The 16,851-nt window shown below is 59.0% G+C and carries 13 protein-coding genes; 6 read left to right on the top strand and 7 right to left on the bottom strand.

Features of this window, described 5'->3' with window-relative positions; genetic code table 11:
• Positions 1 to 166 precede the first annotated feature (166 nt).
• Complete coding sequence (modB, locus tag SELIN_RS09555) at positions 167 to 847, top strand: molybdate ABC transporter permease subunit (protein ID WP_013506459.1); 681 nt, start codon at positions 167 to 169, stop codon at positions 845 to 847.
• Entirely contained in the window at positions 844 to 1,722 is an 879-nt protein-coding gene (locus SELIN_RS09550) for an ABC transporter ATP-binding protein (RefSeq protein WP_013506458.1), read from the top strand. The genes modB and SELIN_RS09550 overlap by 4 nt, the downstream gene beginning before the upstream one ends.
• Positions 1,723 to 1,755: 33 nt before the next feature.
• On the opposite strand, the gene SELIN_RS09545 is transcribed toward SELIN_RS09550, so the two are convergent.
• The 5 genes from SELIN_RS09545 to hemB all read right to left on the bottom strand — a co-directional run bounded on the left by SELIN_RS09545 (position 1,756) and on the right by hemB (position 7,679).
• On the bottom strand, positions 1,756 to 2,334 hold the full coding sequence (locus SELIN_RS09545) for an NAD(P)H-dependent oxidoreductase (RefSeq protein WP_013506457.1): 579 nt from the start codon (positions 2,332 to 2,334) through the stop codon (positions 1,756 to 1,758).
• 3 nt (positions 2,335 to 2,337) lie between these two features.
• Positions 2,338 to 3,447 carry a M20 family metallopeptidase gene (locus SELIN_RS09540; protein WP_013506456.1) on the bottom strand — a complete coding sequence of 370 codons (1,110 nt, stop codon included), beginning with the start codon at positions 3,445 to 3,447 and terminating at the stop codon, positions 2,338 to 2,340.
• 1,095 nt (positions 3,448 to 4,542) lie between these two features.
• Positions 4,543 to 5,034, bottom strand: a complete 492-nt coding sequence (locus SELIN_RS09525; protein ID WP_013506454.1) for a GNAT family N-acetyltransferase — start codon at positions 5,032 to 5,034, stop codon at positions 4,543 to 4,545.
• Between the two features lie 2 nt (positions 5,035 to 5,036).
• Positions 5,037 to 6,695, bottom strand: a complete 1,659-nt coding sequence (locus tag SELIN_RS09520) for a putative manganese-dependent inorganic diphosphatase (RefSeq protein ID WP_013506453.1) — start codon at positions 6,693 to 6,695, stop codon at positions 5,037 to 5,039.
• A 6-nt stretch (positions 6,696 to 6,701) separates the two neighbouring features.
• Entirely contained in the window at positions 6,702 to 7,679 is a 978-nt protein-coding gene (gene hemB, locus SELIN_RS09515) for a porphobilinogen synthase (protein WP_013506452.1), read from the bottom strand.
• 316 nt (positions 7,680 to 7,995) lie between these two features.
• On the opposite strand from hemB, the gene aroF reads away from it, so the two are divergent.
• From aroF to SELIN_RS09495, 4 genes are all read left to right on the top strand, one after another.
• Complete coding sequence (gene aroF / locus SELIN_RS09510; RefSeq protein ID WP_013506451.1) at positions 7,996 to 9,006, top strand: 3-deoxy-7-phosphoheptulonate synthase; 1,011 nt, start codon at positions 7,996 to 7,998, stop codon at positions 9,004 to 9,006.
• 237 nt (positions 9,007 to 9,243) lie between these two features.
• Positions 9,244 to 12,696 (top strand): AAA family ATPase, encoded by a 3,453-nt coding sequence (locus tag SELIN_RS09505; RefSeq protein WP_013506450.1) that lies wholly within the window; start codon positions 9,244 to 9,246, stop codon positions 12,694 to 12,696.
• Positions 12,697 to 12,699: 3 nt separating this feature from the next.
• A complete protein-coding gene (locus tag SELIN_RS09500) occupies positions 12,700 to 14,112 on the top strand; it encodes a sensor domain-containing diguanylate cyclase (RefSeq protein ID WP_013506449.1) in 1,413 nt (470 codons plus the stop codon).
• 48 nt (positions 14,113 to 14,160) lie between these two features.
• On the top strand, positions 14,161 to 14,607 hold the full coding sequence (locus SELIN_RS09495; protein WP_013506448.1) for a universal stress protein: 447 nt from the start codon (positions 14,161 to 14,163) through the stop codon (positions 14,605 to 14,607).
• Between the two features lie 127 nt (positions 14,608 to 14,734).
• Here the strand turns inward: SELIN_RS09495 and SELIN_RS09490 are convergent, their stop codons facing one another.
• Together SELIN_RS09490 and SELIN_RS09485 are read right to left on the bottom strand one after the other, a co-directional pair.
• Positions 14,735 to 15,490, bottom strand: a complete 756-nt coding sequence (locus tag SELIN_RS09490) for a TIGR03915 family putative DNA repair protein (protein ID WP_013506447.1) — start codon at positions 15,488 to 15,490, stop codon at positions 14,735 to 14,737.
• Positions 15,487 to 16,803 (bottom strand): putative DNA modification/repair radical SAM protein, encoded by a 1,317-nt coding sequence (locus tag SELIN_RS09485; RefSeq protein ID WP_013506446.1) that lies wholly within the window; start codon positions 16,801 to 16,803, stop codon positions 15,487 to 15,489. Before SELIN_RS09485 ends, SELIN_RS09490 begins: the two co-directional genes overlap by 4 nt.
• Positions 16,804 to 16,851: the final 48 nt, after the last annotated feature.

The following is a 16,851-nucleotide window of genomic DNA, read 5'->3' as shown; positions in this document are numbered from 1 at the left end:
GGCGCGAGTGCTGTTACACTGTAAAGAGCTCATGAAGTATTTCAGTACGCAGGGTGGATAAGCGCAGCGCATCCACCAGACAGTCTGCCGTTCTTTGTGCCTTTGTGGACTTGGTGTGAGACCTTTTTCCTGAGAGATAGAGAACGCCATTTTCGAGGAGTTGTACATGAATCCCGATTTCATCCAGACCATGACCCTCACCTTCCAGGTGGCGCTCATCACCACCATCATCCTGCTGGTGCTGGGGATTCCCCTGGCGTACTGGCTGGCCTATACCCGCAGTCGGGCAAAGTCGGTGGTGGAGACGCTGGTGAGCATGCCGCTGGTGCTGCCGCCCACGGTGCTGGGTTTCTATCTGCTGGTCTTTTTCAGTCCGGTCAATCCGGTGGGTGGCTTCCTGGATTCCTGGTTCAATCTGCGGCTGGTGTTCAGCTTTGAGGGGGTGATTGTGGGTTCGGTGCTCTTCAGCCTGCCCTTTATGATCCATCCGCTGCAGAGTGCTTTTACCGCTATTCCGGCCAATCTGCGGGAGGCGGCGGCCACCTTGGGCATCTCCCGTAACAGAACCCTGTTCACCATCCTGCTGCCCAACATGAAGCCGGGGATTCTGGCCGGGTGCATCCTGAGCTTTGCCCACACGGTGGGGGAGTTCGGGGTGGTGCTGATGGTGGGGGGCAATATTTCCGGTGAAACCCGCATGGCTTCCATCGCCATCTATGACCGGGTGGAGGCCCTGGATTACGCCACGGCCCACCAGTACGCCTTTGTGCTCTTTGCCATCACCTTTGCCATTCTGCTGATTGTCTATGTGGTGAACCGGCGCTTTGCCCGTATGGAGCTGTCATGATCAGCATAAACGTCACCAAGCGCCTGCACACTGCCGATGGCCCCATGGAGCTGGAGTTTCGGGCCACGGTGGAAGATGGACAGTTTGTCACCCTCTTCGGTCCCTCGGGGGCGGGCAAGACGACCCTGCTGCGCATGGTGGCGGGATTGACGGCTCCCGATCAAGGGACGATCGAGGTCAACGGCCAGACCTGGTTTGATTCCAATCGACGGATCAACCTGAGTCCCCGTCAGCGCTCCATCGGCATGGTCTTTCAGGACTACGCCCTCTTTCCCCATATGAGCGTGGCCCAGAATATCGGCGCTGCTCTGCCCAGAGCAAAGCGACACAGTGTGGTACGCGAACTGCTGGAAGTGGCGGGCCTGCAGGAGCTGGCCAGTCGGAAGCCCGATCAGCTCTCCGGTGGCCAGCGCCAGCGGGTGGCCCTGGCCCGCGCCCTGGCCCTGCGGCCAAGCCTGCTGCTGCTGGATGAGCCTCTGAGTGCGCTGGATCTGCAGATGCGCCTGAAGCTGCAGGAGGAGCTATTGAGTCTGCACAGGCGCTACCAGCCCACCACGTTGCTGGTCAGCCACGATATGAGCGAAGTCTTTCGCCTCAGCAGCCGGGTCTTTGTACTGGAGCGGGGTCAGGTGGCCCGCAGCGGCAGCCCGGCGGAGGTCTTTGCCAGCTCCGGCATCAGCAACAAGTTCCGCTTCACAGGCGAGGTGGTCCACATGGTGCCCAGCGGCGTGGTGAGTATTGTGCATATCCTGGTGGGCAGTGACATTGTGCAGGTGGTGGCCAGCGGGCAGGAGTGTCGGGAGCTGCAGGTGGGCAAGCGGGTGATGATTGCCTCCAAAGCGTTTAATCCGCTGATAATACCCCTGGCGGAGTAGGCAGGGCAGCCTGTGTCGCACAGGAACCGGGTGTCAGAGGGACTGCGCCAGCTCGCGCACCTTCTGCAGCCACAGCTCGCGCTTCTGTGCTGTCGCGCTGCGCACCGGGCCGAAGGAGGTGATCTTCACCGGGCGGATACCGCAGAACTCCAGGATGGTTTTGCGGATCTGATGGTGGCCCGGCATGGTATAGGCCAGGCGGTAATACCAGGGAGGGGTGTCCATGGTGACGATGACCTGGGCGCTGCGTCCGGTCAGCAGTCGATCCCAGAAGGGGGCGTCTTCACGGTAGCGAAAGGCGTAGCCGGGCAGGAATATGCGGTCGAACATGCCTTTGAGCAGAGCGGGCAGGGCTCCCCACCAGTTGGGGTATACCAGTACCAGGTGTGATGCCCAGGTGATGGCTTCCTGTATCTCCCGCAGCCCTGGTTCCAGCTCCTGGTCCCTTTGGTAGCCATGGCGCAGTACGGGGTCGAAGTCGATTTCGCCAAGTCGGAAGAGCCGGATCTCGTGGCCGGCTGCGGTGGCCGAAGCGGCGTAGGCCTCGGCGAGGGCACTGCAGAAACTTGCTGCATCGGGGTGTCCGAGGATAATGGTGATCTTCCGGGCCATGGGTTATGTCCCCTGGTCTTTCCCGGGGCCTTGTGTGGCCCCAAGCTCCCCGAGCATGCACAGGTAGATGGCGGCAGCCTGGGCCACGGAGTTAAAGCTTACCGATTCGTCCTGGGTATGGGCCTCTTCGAGCCTGCCAGGGCCGAGTACCACGGGGCGGATGCCTTCGCGCCACAAAATGGCGGCGTCGGAGTCGCTGACAAAGGCCTTGGGGTTCCAGGGGAGGGCCAGCTGCTCGTAGACGCTTTGCAGAATCCCTGGAAAACTGCCCTTGACGGGAATGTCGTAGCCGGGTCGCACGGTGATGAAGGACAGCTCCATTTCCACACCCTCATGGCGGGCCAGCTGTTCTTCGATTTCCGCCATGAGTTCCCCGGCGGGAAAGCGCGGCGGAAAGTGCATGTCTATGGCGGTTTCACAACGTTCGGGCGCGGCGAAGCCGCAGCGGGTGCTGTTGAGGTCGCGGATGTTATAGACGATTTCCGGGTAGCGGGCATCCATGAAGTTGCCGAATCCCAGCAGCACCTGCAGCATATCCTTGACGGCGTGGGTCTGCATGCCGGCCATGGAGGCATGCACCCGCCGCCCGGTGGTGGCCAGTTCCATTTCCAGGTAGCCGTAGTGGGAGAAGCAGGGGTCAAGGTGGGTGGGTTCCCCCACAATGGCCCAGTCGAAGGAGTATTCGTCCACCAGTCTGGCGGCCCCGTCCTGGGCGGCCTCTTCTCCCACCACCAGGGCCAGGGCGGCATGGGGAAGTGTACCGTGCTGCTGCAGGTAGGCCGCGAACGCTTCCACCATGGCGGCAACCCCGCCTTTCATATCCGCTGATCCGAGGCCGTAGATGGTGTCGCCGTCCTCCTCAGGGCGGTAGGCGTCGATGTGGGCGGGCACCACGGTGTCCACATGGCCCACGAAGACCACTTCCGGTTCGGCATCGTCGGGCATTACGATCAGGTTGAAGCGGCCCTCCTCCACCTCCTGACGCACAAAGGGCAGACCCATGCGGGTAAGGTGAGCTTCCAGATAGCTGACGACCTCCTCTTCCTTGCCGGAAGGGCTGTAGATGTCAATCATGTCCAGCAGAAGCTGGCGCAGGCGGGCGGAGTTGATCATAGGACTTCCTTTGGCAGGCTGCTGAAAAAACACCTGTGACGAACGGCGGCAGGCGCCTTGCGTCCGAGGATTTTTCCATTGCCCGATTCATTCAATGTACTCAACTTTCGCACCCCCGGAGAGGGAGTTTGTCGGTGCCGACTCTTATGCCATGCTGTAATGGCCGAAATGGTTCTGTACAGACTGTGTCGCTTCACATTGCCCTCAACTTGTTTATGAGTTTCCTTTGCCACTTTGGACCCGCCCAAAGTGGCTGGGAAGCGGCCCCCAGTGCTGTCCTTTTCAGCCATCCGCTTGCCTGGAACTGGGGACCGCAAACAACCGCCCTCCATGGCTTTTGGTTTGCGGTTGCCGCCCTCGTGGCGGCAACCCTGCGGGTCCATAGCGTTCCAGTCTTCGCGTCCTGGCTGGGACAGCACACGGGGGAGAGACAGAAGCAGACAGTTCCCCCCTGAGCCCGTCCGGTGAGTGCGACGCCTGGCTGGCAAGACCCGAAGGGACACTCACAGGAAGTGAGTGGTCCGGCAGCACTGCAGGGAGGCAGGGGTCAGGCAACGCAAAGAGGCCCAGGTGCAAGGCGCGGGCAAAGCGAGGAGCGAGGCGTACTCCCTGTACGTCGCAGTGACGAGCGATGCCCGGCAACGCAGCAGATGGGCCTCTTTGATCAGCCTGCTGTCGGATCTCCAGAACAGGCGAGCAGGCGATCCGGAAAAACGGGCTTTCGGGCGGCGCGTTTTTACGTCCTTTTTGCGCGGTCAAAAAGGACAATATCCGGAAACGAAAAAAGACTCCAGATGAATCAAGCATGCAAAATCAATACGGTTTCCGCATGGTATACATCAGGACAACAATGCCTTAAGTCAAGACTACAAGATGCGAAACTTGAGAATGTACTTTCAGCGTAACCATTCACGGCTCCCCAACGTTTTTTTCAGCAGGAGCGCCAGTATTCCGAGAGCGAGCCCGGATGGCGAGCGGCAGAGACGGAGGTCCTCGGACGAAAGTGAGCGTCTCTGGGAGGAATGCTGGCGCGAGTACCAACACACCGTAAAGAGTTCCCTTTCAGTAAGCTCTCAGCGTGCAGTTTTGCGCGGATCACTCTTCCTCATCCATCTTCAGGGTCAGGTAGAGGTGGTCACGCGGGGATTTGAAGCCTACCCGCTGAAAGAAATTCAGGGCGCGGTGGTTATTGGCTTCGGTGTCCACCAGCAGCAGCTCCACTTCATTTTCATGCATGACCCTGCGGAATTTGGCAAAGAGTTTTCCTGCCAATCCTTTACTCTCAAAGTCAGGATCAACGCCGATCCAGGTCAGGTAACCCACCTTGCGGGTGGCGTTTTTGCGGTCGATAATGTAGCCGAGCAGGAAGCCGACAATCTCCTCATCACTTTCCGCCACAAAACAGCATTCCTGGCTGCTGAGGAAGAATTCCACCACTTCGAATTCGTCCCAGGTACGGTAGAGGGTTGGGGACATGCGGTAGGTGAAGATCTTCTCGCCCAGGTGAAAGACGGGGGCCAGATCGTCGATGTTGGGGTTGCGGATGGTGATGCGGTTGGGGCGGGCGGCATCATTCTTGGCAGCCATGATTATTTCCTCAGGGTTTCGTTGCCACACTCTTCGAGTATGCGCAGTATTTCCGGCAGCAGTTGCTTCTTGCGGGAGAGCACTCCAGGCAGGTGGTACACATGGTCATCGCGGCGCCCATAACTGAGTCGTTGCTCACCGCAGGGGTAGGCGCTGGTGAGTAGAATGCTCTCTTCCTTGATAATATCGGTGATCAGCAGCATAGTCCAGTCCAGCTTGCGGCTGGAACGCAGGTCATCCAGGGCCGCCTGCAGCTGCTGATAGATCTCGGCTGGTTCGGAGAGGGTCACCACTTCCACCTGGGCAATACCGACGCTGACGCCGAATTCGCTGTAGATCTTCAGGTCACCGTTCACTACGGCACGGGGTTCCGCATTGGCCAGGCTGTCGGAAGCTGAGAATATTTCCAGGCCGAGCTTCTGGGAGTCAACTCCCGCGAGGGTGGCCAGGCGTTCCAGGGCATCGGTGTCCTCCACGGTGGTGGTGGGGGACTTGGTGATGACGGTATCGCTGAGAATGCCGCACAGCAGCAGGCCTGCCGTCACCGGGTCAGGGGTGATGCCGTGGAAGCGGTACTGCTGGTAAACCAGGGTGCAGGTGCTGCCCACGGGTTTGGCCAGAACGTGGATCGGGTGGGTGGTTTTGAGGGAACCGAGCCGGTGGTGATCCACGATCTCGACGATGCGGGCATTTTCCGCGCCATCCACGGCCTGGGCCAGCTCATTGTGATCCATGAGCACCAGTCGGGGCTGTGGGCGATGCAGGAAGTTGGTGCGCGTCACCATACCCAGCAGCCGCCGCTGTTCGTCCAGAACCGGCAGCCCTTTATGCTCAGAGCTGGCCACGATGTCCCGGGCCTCTTCAAAGAGCATCTCTGGGGTTGCCACCGGCACATCCCGGTTCATGATGGATTTGCAGGGAACGGCCAGGGTACAGCGGCGCAGGGTTTCCGCTGTGTCCCACTGGGAGATGTAGACCCAGCCGCGATAGTTGCTGAAGTCGATATCCAGGTCATCGGGGCCTTCAATGCCAGTGAGGATAATGGCGGGGAACTGTTTACGGATCGCGTATTCGAGAATGTCGCGGCGCTTGCCGGTGATGAGCAGGATGTCATCACTCTGCATGCGCTCAAAACGCTCCACTGCGCGTTCGGAAGGCATGGCTGCGGCAAAGATACGCGCGGGGAATTCCTCCAGCTCCCCCTCACGGTGGAAGGTTCCGGGGAGCACGGCGGGAAAGTTCTCCGGGCGGATCAGGAAGTTGGGGTGGTGGACAGTGTCTTTCTCCAGGAAGAATTCCGCCACCTCCAGAATACTGACGACTCCATTGAAGATGCCGTGGTCGTCCACTATGGGGGTTATGCGAATGCGTTTTTCATCGATATTGCGCATGACCTGAAAAATGGGCGTGTTGCAGTGGGCCCAGACGGCCTCCTCCTGCAGGGCGTCGCGCACCCGGGGATGCACGTCGCGCAGAAAGCGGGGAGCGGCAACGCCGAAGCGCTCAAGAATGTAGCGGGTCTGCTTGTTGAGCTGCCCACAGCGCCCGGCCACGAAGCTGGTGTCCGGAGCAAGCTGCGACTTCAGCTGCGCGTAGGCGATGGCCGAGCAGATGGAATCCGTATCGGGATTTTTGTGGCCGATGACGATGGTATCCTGCATGGGTCGTTATTTCCCCTGATAGCGCTGAGCGAACTCTTTGGCGTAGTAGGATATGATGATGTCGGCGCCGGCGCGCTTGATGGAGAGCAGCGACTCCTCCATGGCCTTGGCTTCGTCCAGCCAGCCGTTGCGGCCTGCTGCCTTGATCATGGCGTATTCACCGCTGACGTGATAGGCCGCCAGGGGCAGGGAGAAGTTCTCCTTGAGGGAGGCGATGATGTCCAGGTAGGGCAGGGCGGGTTTCACCATCAGGAAGTCCGCGCCCTCTTCCACGTCGAGGGAGGCCTCCACGATGGCTTCGCGGCTGTTGGCGGGATCCATCTGATAGGTTTTGCGGTCGCCGAACTGGGGGGTGGAGTCGGCCGCGTCGCGGAAGGGCCCATAGAATGCCGAGCAGTATTTCACGGAGTAGCTCATGACGGGGATCTGGCTGAAACCCGCTTCGTCAAGGCCTTCGCGGATGGAGCCGATGCGGCCATCCATCATGTCAGAAGGGGCCACGATATCGGCACCCGCGCGGGCGTGTGAGATCGCTTCCTTCACCAGCAGCTCAACGGTGGTGTCGTTATGGACGTCGCCGTCGACGATAACGCCGCAGTGGCCGTGATCCGTGTATTCGCACAGGCAGACATCGGTGATGACCAGCAGCTCGGGCACCGCCTGCTTGATGGCGCGCACGGCCTGCTGAATGATGCCGTTGTCGTCATAGCCTTCCTTGCCGAGGGGGTCCTTGGCTGCGGGTATGCCGAAGAGGATCACGGCTGGAATGCCCAGCTGCTGCAGCTCGCGACATTCGGCCACGGCCACGTCAATGCTGACGCGGTTCACGCCGGGCATGGAGCCCACGGGCTGACTGATCTTTTCACCATGGCAGATGAACAGCGGCATGACAAAGTCGCTGGGGGTCAGGGTGGTTTCCTGCACCATGCGGCGCAGCGTTGGCGAGGTGCGAAGTCTTCGGGGGCGGCGGATGAGTTCCTGCATGCGGTATGCTCCAGATTTTTTTATTGACACGGGTAACAGAGGTCCATATTATGCATAAATTCCAGCTGAAAACAACCGCATCATAAGGATGTCAATACCGTGCAAACGCTTCAGACAGTATATTTTTGGCAGTATTACTTTTTTAGGTAGCTGCCTGTTTGGGTAACCGACACAACGGACCGCAAGCAGGACATGGTTCTGTTTGCGGTCTTTTGTCTATATTCAGAAGCCAAAGGCCGCAGGAGAAGGGAGACCCCCTTTTCCGGCGGCTTTTTTTTATTCACCAGCAACAACCTCAGTACTGAAGGAGAACACTATGGTTATCGTACTCAAGGCAACGGCAACAGAGGAAGATCGCGAACATGTCTGTGAACGGGTGGTGGCTTTCGGCTTTCGTCCCCATGTGATCGTGGGAGAAGAGCGGACCATTATCGGCGCGGTGGGCGTCGGTGGAAATCGCGAAAGCCTGCTGGATCTGCACAAAATCGCGTGTGTGGACTCGGTGGTCCCCATTCAGAAACCCTACAAACTGGCCAGTCTGGAAACCAAACCCACTCCGACCATTGTGGAAGTTGGCCCGGCCCGCTTTGGTGGAGGTTACACCTCGGTTATCGCGGGACCGTGCAGCGTGGAGACTCCTGAGCAGGTTCTGGAAGCTGCCGTCGCTGTCAAGCAGGCCGGTGCGAAGGCGTTGCGTGGCGGTGCCTTCAAGCCGCGCACCAGCCCCTACTCTTTCCAGGGCATGGGTGAAGATGGCCTGAAGTGGTTGCGCGCTGCTGGCGATGAGGTGGGGCTGCCCATCGTGACCGAGGTCATGAATCCCCGTGATCTTGATCTGGTGGAGCGCTACGCCGATGTACTGCAGATCGGTGCCCGCAATATTCAGAACTTCTCGCTACTCAAGCTGGTGGGCGAAACCCGCAAGCCGGTACTGCTGAAGCGCGGCATGAGCACCACCATTGAGGAATTTCTCATGAGCGCTGAGTACATTCTCAGCGAGGGTAATCGCGATGTTATTCTGTGCGAGCGGGGTATCCGCACCTTTGAGACAGCCACCCGTAACACCCTGGATATCAGCGCTATTCCCGTGCTGCACCAGCGCACCCACTTGCCCATTATCATTGACCCCAGTCACGCCACGGGATTCGCTTCCCTGGTTCCCAGTCTCTCCCTGGCGGCCATGGCGGCTGGAGCTGACGGCCTGATGATCGAGGTTCACCCCAATCCCGATATGGCGCTGTGTGACGGTCCCCAGAGTTTGAATCCGCCCCAGTTCGCCGAGCTGATGGTTCGCCTGGATCGTCTGCAGGCTTCGCTGCGAGGGTAATATCTTCTCCTGGTTCTCTCCGTGTTGCGTCGTCAGGAAAGTGGTGCTTTCTTGACGACGCAACTGTTTTCGGTGCGCGCTGTTCTGCCTGATCTTTTTCCCATGCCCATTCAGACGATTTTTTCCGCTTTTTTTCATTGTCACCTTATGCTATGTTATGGCGCTTCAGTTCATATATACCAATGCTTTACGGAAAACGACCTTATCGCGGTTCGTTTCACGGGAAATGGTGTTTTTTTGAAATTCAAGCGCCTTGAGATATCAGGCTTCAAGTCCTTTAGCGAGCGCAGCGTCCTGGATTTCCGCGATGGCATCACCGCCATCGTGGGCCCCAACGGATGCGGCAAGAGCAACATCAGTGACGCCATTCGCTGGGTGATGGGCGAGCAGCGGGCCAAGGATCTGCGCGGTGCCAGTATGGCCGACGTGATCTTTGCCGGGACCCAGCGCCGCTCTCCGGCCCAGATGGCCGAAGTCAAGCTGAAGCTGGAGTCCGACAGCTTCCCCTACCCCTATTCAGAATTTCACGAAGTTGAAGTCATCCGCCGCCTCACCATGAACGGCGTTTCCGAATACCGCATCAATGGGGCCGCCAGCCGCCTCAAGGATGTGCGCGGTCTCTTCATGGACTCTGGCGTGGGCACCCGCGCCATGAGTATCATCGAGCAGGGGAAAATTCACCAGATCGTTACCTCCAGACCCGAAGACCGCCGGGGGGTCATTGAGGAGGCCGCCGGCATCAACAAGTTCAAGGAGAGCAAGAAAGAGGCTCTGGCCAAGCTGGAGGATGTCAACAATAACCTGCTGCGGGTGCAGGATGTCACCCAGGAAGTGGAGAAGCAGTACCACTACCTGAAGAAGCAGGCCGCCAAGGCACTGCAGCACCGGGAGCTCACCAGCAGGATTTACGAGCTGGAGGTGCAGGTGCTCTCCAAGCAGTACTTCGAGGCCAGCAATCTGCTGACCGAGGCGCTGGAGCAGTCCCGTCATGTTCAGGAGCAGCTGGAGGAACAGAAGAAGCATATGGCTGAGCTGCAGGAGCAGCTGCAGCGTGAGCATCAGCATATCGCCCAGATGGAAGCCAAGCTGACCTATCACACTCGCCAGCGGGAGAGCTTTCTGCAGGAAAAAGCCCTGCTGGAGCAGAAGCAGCAGTCGATTCAGGAGTCCATGCGCCAGTTTGAGGACTTTTCTTCCCGCGAAGCGGGGGAGCTCACCGAGCTTTCACGCCTGCAGGACGCCCTGCAGGACGAAGTCCGTCACTTCAGCTCCCGCATCGACAGTGCCACCAACCGCATGGAGCAGCTCAGGGCAACCATCGCCGAGGCCTCGGAGGCCCTGCAGCGCAAAAAGGAAAAAATCGAGAGCTATAAAGAAGAGCTGGAACTGGCCCGTCAGGACTCCTTTGAAACCCTGACCCGCATCACCAACTGCCGCAATCGCCTCATCGATATGGAAAACAATATCAAGGAGGCTCAGCAGGAGCTGGAGAACTGCCGTCGTGATCAGCAGGAGCTGGAGCAGGAACTGGGCACTGCCCAGCATCAGCACAGTGTGGTGCATGGCGAGTACGACGCTCTGGTGGCGCGGCAGGAAGTGGCGCGTCAGCGCCTGCAGGAAGCCCAGGAGCGCAAGCAGGAGCTGGAGAGCACCATGGATGGCCTGCGCAAGGAGCTTGGCGAGGTGCGCGGCAGAAAGTATGAAGTCGCCTATCAGATCGAGAGTGCCCGCAAAATTCTGCAGTCCCTGCAGGCCAACCCGCCGGCAGATTTTCAGGAGCGCATGATTGAGGCGCTGCACATTCCCGATCCCGCTTTTCGCGTTCCCGTCCTGAGCCTGCTGGGCACTCTGGCCCTGGGGTACCTGGTGGAGAAGTTTGACGGAACCACTCCTCAGATTCTCACCCGGCAGCAGCCAGCAAGTCCCATTGAGGGGGCCGTGCCGGTGGCGCAGCTTTGCCAGGCCGCACCGGGACACCACATCGCTCTGCCCGGCAATCTCTACTACGCAGAGCAGGCGTCTGAGCTTTGCCGCCGTTATCCGGGGCAGATTTTTGCCGACGCCAGTGGCACCGTGTACCGCGACAGCTGCTGCATTGGCAGTGCCGACCTCTCCGCTGCCCAGGCCCTGGACGTGCTGGACAATATCGCGCACCTGGAGGAGCAGGAGCAGGCGCTGCTGAAGCAGGAGGATGACCTGACCCGTCGGCTGGATCTCTCCCAGGAGCAGATGCAGCAGGTCTTTGCCGCTGTGCAGGAACAGCAGGCCGAGTGCGCGCGCCTGGCTCCACTGGTGGAAGCCAAAGCCGCCGCCATACAGGAGCAGAAGGCCATTATCTCCCGGGTGGAGAAGCACCTGGAACTGATGAATCGCGAGCGCCAGCGCATAGAGCAGCGCCAGGAAGAGTCGCGTCAGCAGATCCAGTCGCTGAACGAGGAGCTCAAGGAGCATGGTAACCGCAAGCAGGATCTGGAAGAGGAAATTGAAGACCTGACCCACAGTATTGAGCACCTGGAACCGCAGCTGGAAGATGACCAGGCTGCCCTGGGTGAGGAACGGGTGCGCCTGGCGCGGGCCGAAGAGGTACTGCAGTCCGACCGCAATGTGCTGGAGGAAAAGCACCGGAAACTGGCGGAGGTGAAACAGCGCAGCCAGGATATGCTGCAGCGCCTGGAGGAACACCGCCAGCGTGAGAGCACCTCGAAGACCGAACTGCAGAGTATTGAGAAGCGCCTGGAGGAGATTGACACCCAGGCCATTGAAAACGAGGAGATTATTGCCCGCACCAGCCGCGAGCTCGATGAGATGGGCGGCGAGGCTCGGCAGTTCAAGGACAGGCTGGCCAGCTACCGCGATTCCATTGAAAAGCTGGAAGAAAAGGAAAAAAACCTCTACCTGGTCATCGAAAAGAATAAGCTGACCATGGAAAACGTGACCAGGCAGGCCGATGAGAAAAATATCGAACTGGCCAGCCTGAAAAATCCTTCAGGCTCAGCGCTGCTCATGGATGAACAGGAAGTCCTGGATCAGCTCAAGATGTTGCGGGCTTCCCTCAGCGCCCTTGGCAGTGTGAATATGGAAGCCATAGATACCTATGAAGAGGTACGGGAGCGCTATGAGTTTCTCAGCCAGCAGCAGGAAGACCTGCAGAAGAGTGTGGATTCCATCCGCGCCGGTATTGACAAGATAGACCAGACCACCAAGACGCGCTTCATGGAGACCTTCAATCAGGTCAACGAGAAGTTCCAGCTGGTCTTCCCCCGTCTCTTTCAGGGGGGCACGGCCTACCTGAAGCTTACGGACTCCGACCCCCTGGAAGCGGGGCTGGAAATCATCGCCGAGCCTCCCGGTGCCCGTCCCAAGACCCTCAACCTGCTCAGCGGGGGCCAGAAGACCCTGACCGCAGCGGCGTTGATTTTCGCCATTTTCCTGGTCAAACCGAGCCCTTTTTGCTTCATGGATGAAGTGGACGCTCCCCTGGACGACTCAAACGTGGTACGCTTCAGCTCCATGATCAAAGAGCTGGCCCAGGATACCCAGTTTATCATCATCACCCACAACCAGCGCACCATGGAGTCGGCCGACCGCCTCTACGGCATTACCATGCAGGAGCCGGGAGTCAGCAAGATTGTCGGCGTTGACCTGGCCCATGTGGAGCAGCACACCCAATACGCCCCCGCCAAAGGATAGAGTATGGATATCAACAGGGATCTGCAGAATCTGATGCAACTGGTGGCCTCGGTGACCGACGCATTCACTGCCGCGTTTTTCATTCTGAACTCTTCCCACACCAGCCTGAAGCTGGTGGCCTGCCAGACCTTGAGTCGCAATATCGTCGAGGACTTCAGTGTCCCCCTGGAGAACTCCCTGCTCGGGGTTATCTACAAGCACGGTAAGGTCTACGACGTCTCCCGCACCGAGCGGGAGATCCACAATTTTCCCTACTACGCCAAGGACGAGGACATCAAGTCCTTCATCGGGGTTCCCATCGAGGGGCAGGGTATTCTGGTGGTCGATACCAAGCGCCAGTTTGGTTTCAATGACCGCGACAAGAAGATCCTCAGCATGTTCTCCCTGCAGATCAAGACGATCCTCAACACCTATCAGCACTACAAATACTACGAGGAGAAGGCCGGTTACCTGGATATCGTGCATGGCTTCAACCGCATCATCCAGGAAGGCTACGAGTTCAATATCATCCTCTGTCAGATGGTGAAACTTCTGTGCGCGCGCCTGCATGTGGATACAGGCCTGATGGCTACGGTGGATCCGACCCAGAAGAAGTACCGCATCCAGTTTGTCACCGGGCAGACCTTTCGCAGCTCCGAGCGCCCGGCGGCGGACTTTGGCACGGGCCTCATGGGCTGGATCTGCTATAACAAAAAGCCGCTTATCCTGGGAAATGTGCGCAAGGATGGCGGCAACACCTGCGCCTACTCCTTCAATGAACCCTTCCAATTCCGCTCTTTTCTGGGCTATCCCATCATCAGCGAGGGAAATGTGGTGGCGGTTATCGCCCTGCTCAGCGAGCGCGAGGAGTTCTTTGCCGCCAATGACCAGGCGATTTTTCAGCTGCTGGTCAATTACCTGGCCATTACCCGCGAATGCATGATTCTGCGCCACAAGTTCAGCGAGATAGACCCCCTGACCAGGCTCTACAACGAGCGCTTTTTCGTGCAGACCTACGACAGTATTGTCAAAAAGGCCGGCGAGGCCTACATTGTCTATATTGAGCTGGAGCGGGTGGATAAGCTCATGAACAAGTTTGGCTTTGCCACCATTGAAAAACTGCTGCGCAAAGTGGCCTCCTGCCTGGAGCGTATTGCCGGGCCGGGCATGATCGTCGCCGCCTTTACTCCGGGGCACTTCGGTGTGCTTATTCCCACCGAATACTCCACCGTAGAGGCCCAACAGTATATGGATGGCGTTGCGGAACAGCTTTCCGATGAGGCCCTGGAGGCAGATGGCAAGAAGTTTCAGGTCTTCTTCCGCATGACCATCGCCCGGGGCAGCACGGGAGTGGACGCTCCTTCCGTGCTGGCCTACGCCCAGGGCAAACTGCATGCGGGCAAGGGGCACGCCGTGAGAAACGGCGAACTCTCCTGAGGGCATACCCGCTGTGATACTGAAAGAATACTGTAACTGGAGGACCCCATGGTAGATTTCAAGCGCATTCTCGCCCCCGTGGACATGAGTGACTTTTCCCTGCAGGCACTGGACTACGCAGTGGAGATGGCCCAGAAGTACGGCGCCGAACTGACGGTCCTCAGCGTCGTCAATGGCTCCTTCTATACCAATACCTATATGAACGTGCTGGATCTGGAGAACATCGTGGACTCCGTGCACCAGCAGGTGGAGAAAAACCTCAGGGAAGTGGTCCAGAAGTACGACCAGTCCCCTGTCACCATCAAGACCGTGGTGGAAGAGGGCAATCCCTACCTGGCTATCTGCGAGTACGCCAAAAAGAAGCATATAGATCTGATCATCATGGCTTCCCACGGCTACAGTGGCCTGGACAGCATCCTTATCGGCAGCGTGACGGAAAAAGTCGTGCGCAAGGCCACCTGCCCGGTGCTGACCCTGAAGTTCACCAGCGAGTAATCCCGGACTTTTCCGTGAGCATTTTGGGGGACTTACTGCTGCTCAAAAGGGACAAGGCATCTCTTTTTGAAATGGAACTTCCCATGGTGTGGTAGCAGATGGTTTGACGAGAACACTGGCCAGACGGTCACGTGAATCCCAGCTCCACGAGGGCGCTGCGGTAACGCCGGGGCAGGAAGGAGCGCTGCAGGCTGGGGTTGGCCCGTTCGGCGATGGCTATCTGGTCGAAGTATCGACGCCACAGATCCTGAATGAATTCCTCTTCACGGTGCATCTGCGGAAGGTGCTCCAGCTCCGTGAGCGGAGCATACTCCAGCCTGCCCTGCTGAAACCACAGCGCGCTGGTGCGCTGCTGATCGGTAATTACCCATTCGTCATTACCCATGCGCCTTCGAAAGTGCTCCCCCAGCAGGGGCAGGATGTTGTGACGCGGCCTGATCCGGCTCCAGAAGATTCCATTCCTGAGTTTTTGAAAGCGTACCAGCCCCAGCATGCGGTGGCGCTCGCGTATGGTACGGCGGGCGCTCTCTTCGATGGCGGCCAGGTCGGGGTCTCGCAGCCGGTGAGCTGGCGCCTTTGCCTGGAAGAGGCACTGTCGGATCAGGCGCAGTATGCTCAGTTCTATACCATCATCTTCGCTGAGAAAGGCGCAGCCGATGGAGCGCAGCAAACCGTCCGGCTGCAGGCGCAGCTGTCCGATGAGGTTTTGCGCTCGTTCATCATCGGTTTCCACGTACCGTACTTCACCGAAAAGCACGGGCGCAGCTTCTGCCTGCCAGGGGCGTCGGGCCTCAATGGCGTCGGGCGCATCGCTTTCTTCCATACTCGCAGCCACTATACTCAGCAGCCCTTCAAAGGTGCCATCATACTGCAGTATATTCACAGCTCACCACTCAGGGCGCTGAGGCGAATGTCCGTGGACGGGTCGAACAGATCCGGTTCATCAAAGAGGGCTGGAGCGCCGGCGAACTTTGCCCGTGTGCGCTGCTGTTTCCGGCTCAGCAGACTTTCCAGCAGGGATTCGCGGGTCAGGTCGGCACTGTTTCCCAGGTAACGCCCGCCAAGGCAGAGGAAGAAGCGCGCGCGCTTCATCACAATCCCCAGCTTCTTTAAATCCTCCTCGCGCAGCCGGCACTGTCGTCGGGCGGTTACCAGCTGTCTGGCGCCGCGCACGCCGATTCCCGGCACTCGCAGCAGCTCCTCGTAGCTGGCGCTCTCCACATGCAGTGGAAAGGATTCCAGGTGATGCAGAGCCCAGAAGAGTTTAGGATCAAAGCGGGTGTCCAGATTGGGGAGGTCCCTGGAGAGGAGTTCAGCCGCGCGGAACCCGTAGAAGCGCAGCAGCCAGTCGGCCTGATAGAGGCGGTGTTCACGCAGCAGGGGTGGCTCCTGGGTGAGGGGAGGCAGGAGGCTGTCCTGGTTGAGTGGCACATAGGCGGAGTAGTAAACCCGCTTGAGGCCCATGGAGTCATAGAGGTTTTCGGAAAGGGTCAGAATGGTGTGGTCGGAGTCATCGCTGGCACCTACGATCATCTGGGTGGTCATGCCGGCGCGGTGGTGCCGGGGGGCATGGCGCAGGTGTCGGGCTTCGTCCTGCCCCTGCTGAACCAGCTGTTTCACCTGACGCATGGGAGCGAGAAGTCGTGCCTTGTCTTTCTGGGGAGCCAGGCGGGCCAGGCTTCCGCTGCTGGGCAGTTCGATATTGGAGCTGAGGCGGTCGGCCAGCAGTGAGGCCTTCTGTATCAGGGTCTCACTGGCTCCGGGGATGAGTTTGAGGTGGATGTAGCCTCCGAAGTGGTGTCGCCAGCGCAGCAGTTCCAGGACACGCAGCATGCGCTCCATAGTGTGATCGGGGCTGACGGCAACCGCCGAACTGAGGAAGAGGCCCTCGATAAAGTTGCGGCGGTAGAAATCCATGGTGAGGCGGGCCAGCTCATTGGGGGTAAAGGAGGCGCGCTCAATGTCGTTGCTGCGACGGCTCAGGCAGTAGGCGCAGTCGTAGATGCACAGATTGGTGTAGAGAACCTTGAGCAGGGAAACGCAGCGCCCATCGGCACTCCAGGAGTGGCAGACGCCGCTGGGCACGGCGGCGCCGGTGCCATGGCGGGGTGACTGCCGCGAGCTGCCACTGGATGAGCAGGAGGCGTCATACTTCGCCGAGTTACTGAGAACTTCCAGTTTGCGTGTCAGATCCACCACTCACCTGCCAGAGGAAACAATAAAAAAAAGGCTGGTTTATAATAA

Source organism: Desulfurispirillum indicum S5, assembly GCF_000177635.2.
GTDB lineage: Bacteria > Chrysiogenota > Chrysiogenetes > Chrysiogenales > Chrysiogenaceae > Desulfurispirillum > Desulfurispirillum indicum.
This window is presented reverse-complemented; position numbering and strand designations above follow the sequence as displayed.

Coding starts and splice junctions, on each gene's coding strand:
- SELIN_RS09550 (WP_013506458.1), top strand. CDS start 844: ATGATCAGCATAAACGTCACCAAGCGCCTGCACACTGCCGATGGCCCC.
- SELIN_RS09525 (WP_013506454.1), bottom strand. CDS start 5,034: ATGGCTGCCAAGAATGATGCCGCCCGCCCCAACCGCATCACCATCCGC.
- aroF (WP_013506451.1), top strand. CDS start 7,996: ATGGTTATCGTACTCAAGGCAACGGCAACAGAGGAAGATCGCGAACAT.
- SELIN_RS09520 (WP_013506453.1), bottom strand. CDS start 6,695: ATGCAGGATACCATCGTCATCGGCCACAAAAATCCCGATACGGATTCC.
- SELIN_RS09545 (WP_013506457.1), bottom strand. CDS start 2,334: ATGGCCCGGAAGATCACCATTATCCTCGGACACCCCGATGCAGCAAGT.
- modB (WP_013506459.1), top strand. CDS start 167: ATGAATCCCGATTTCATCCAGACCATGACCCTCACCTTCCAGGTGGCG.
- hemB (WP_013506452.1), bottom strand. CDS start 7,679: ATGCAGGAACTCATCCGCCGCCCCCGAAGACTTCGCACCTCGCCAACG.
- SELIN_RS09540 (WP_013506456.1), bottom strand. CDS start 3,447: ATGATCAACTCCGCCCGCCTGCGCCAGCTTCTGCTGGACATGATTGAC.
- SELIN_RS09500 (WP_013506449.1), top strand. CDS start 12,700: ATGGATATCAACAGGGATCTGCAGAATCTGATGCAACTGGTGGCCTCG.
- SELIN_RS09495 (WP_013506448.1), top strand. CDS start 14,161: ATGGTAGATTTCAAGCGCATTCTCGCCCCCGTGGACATGAGTGACTTT.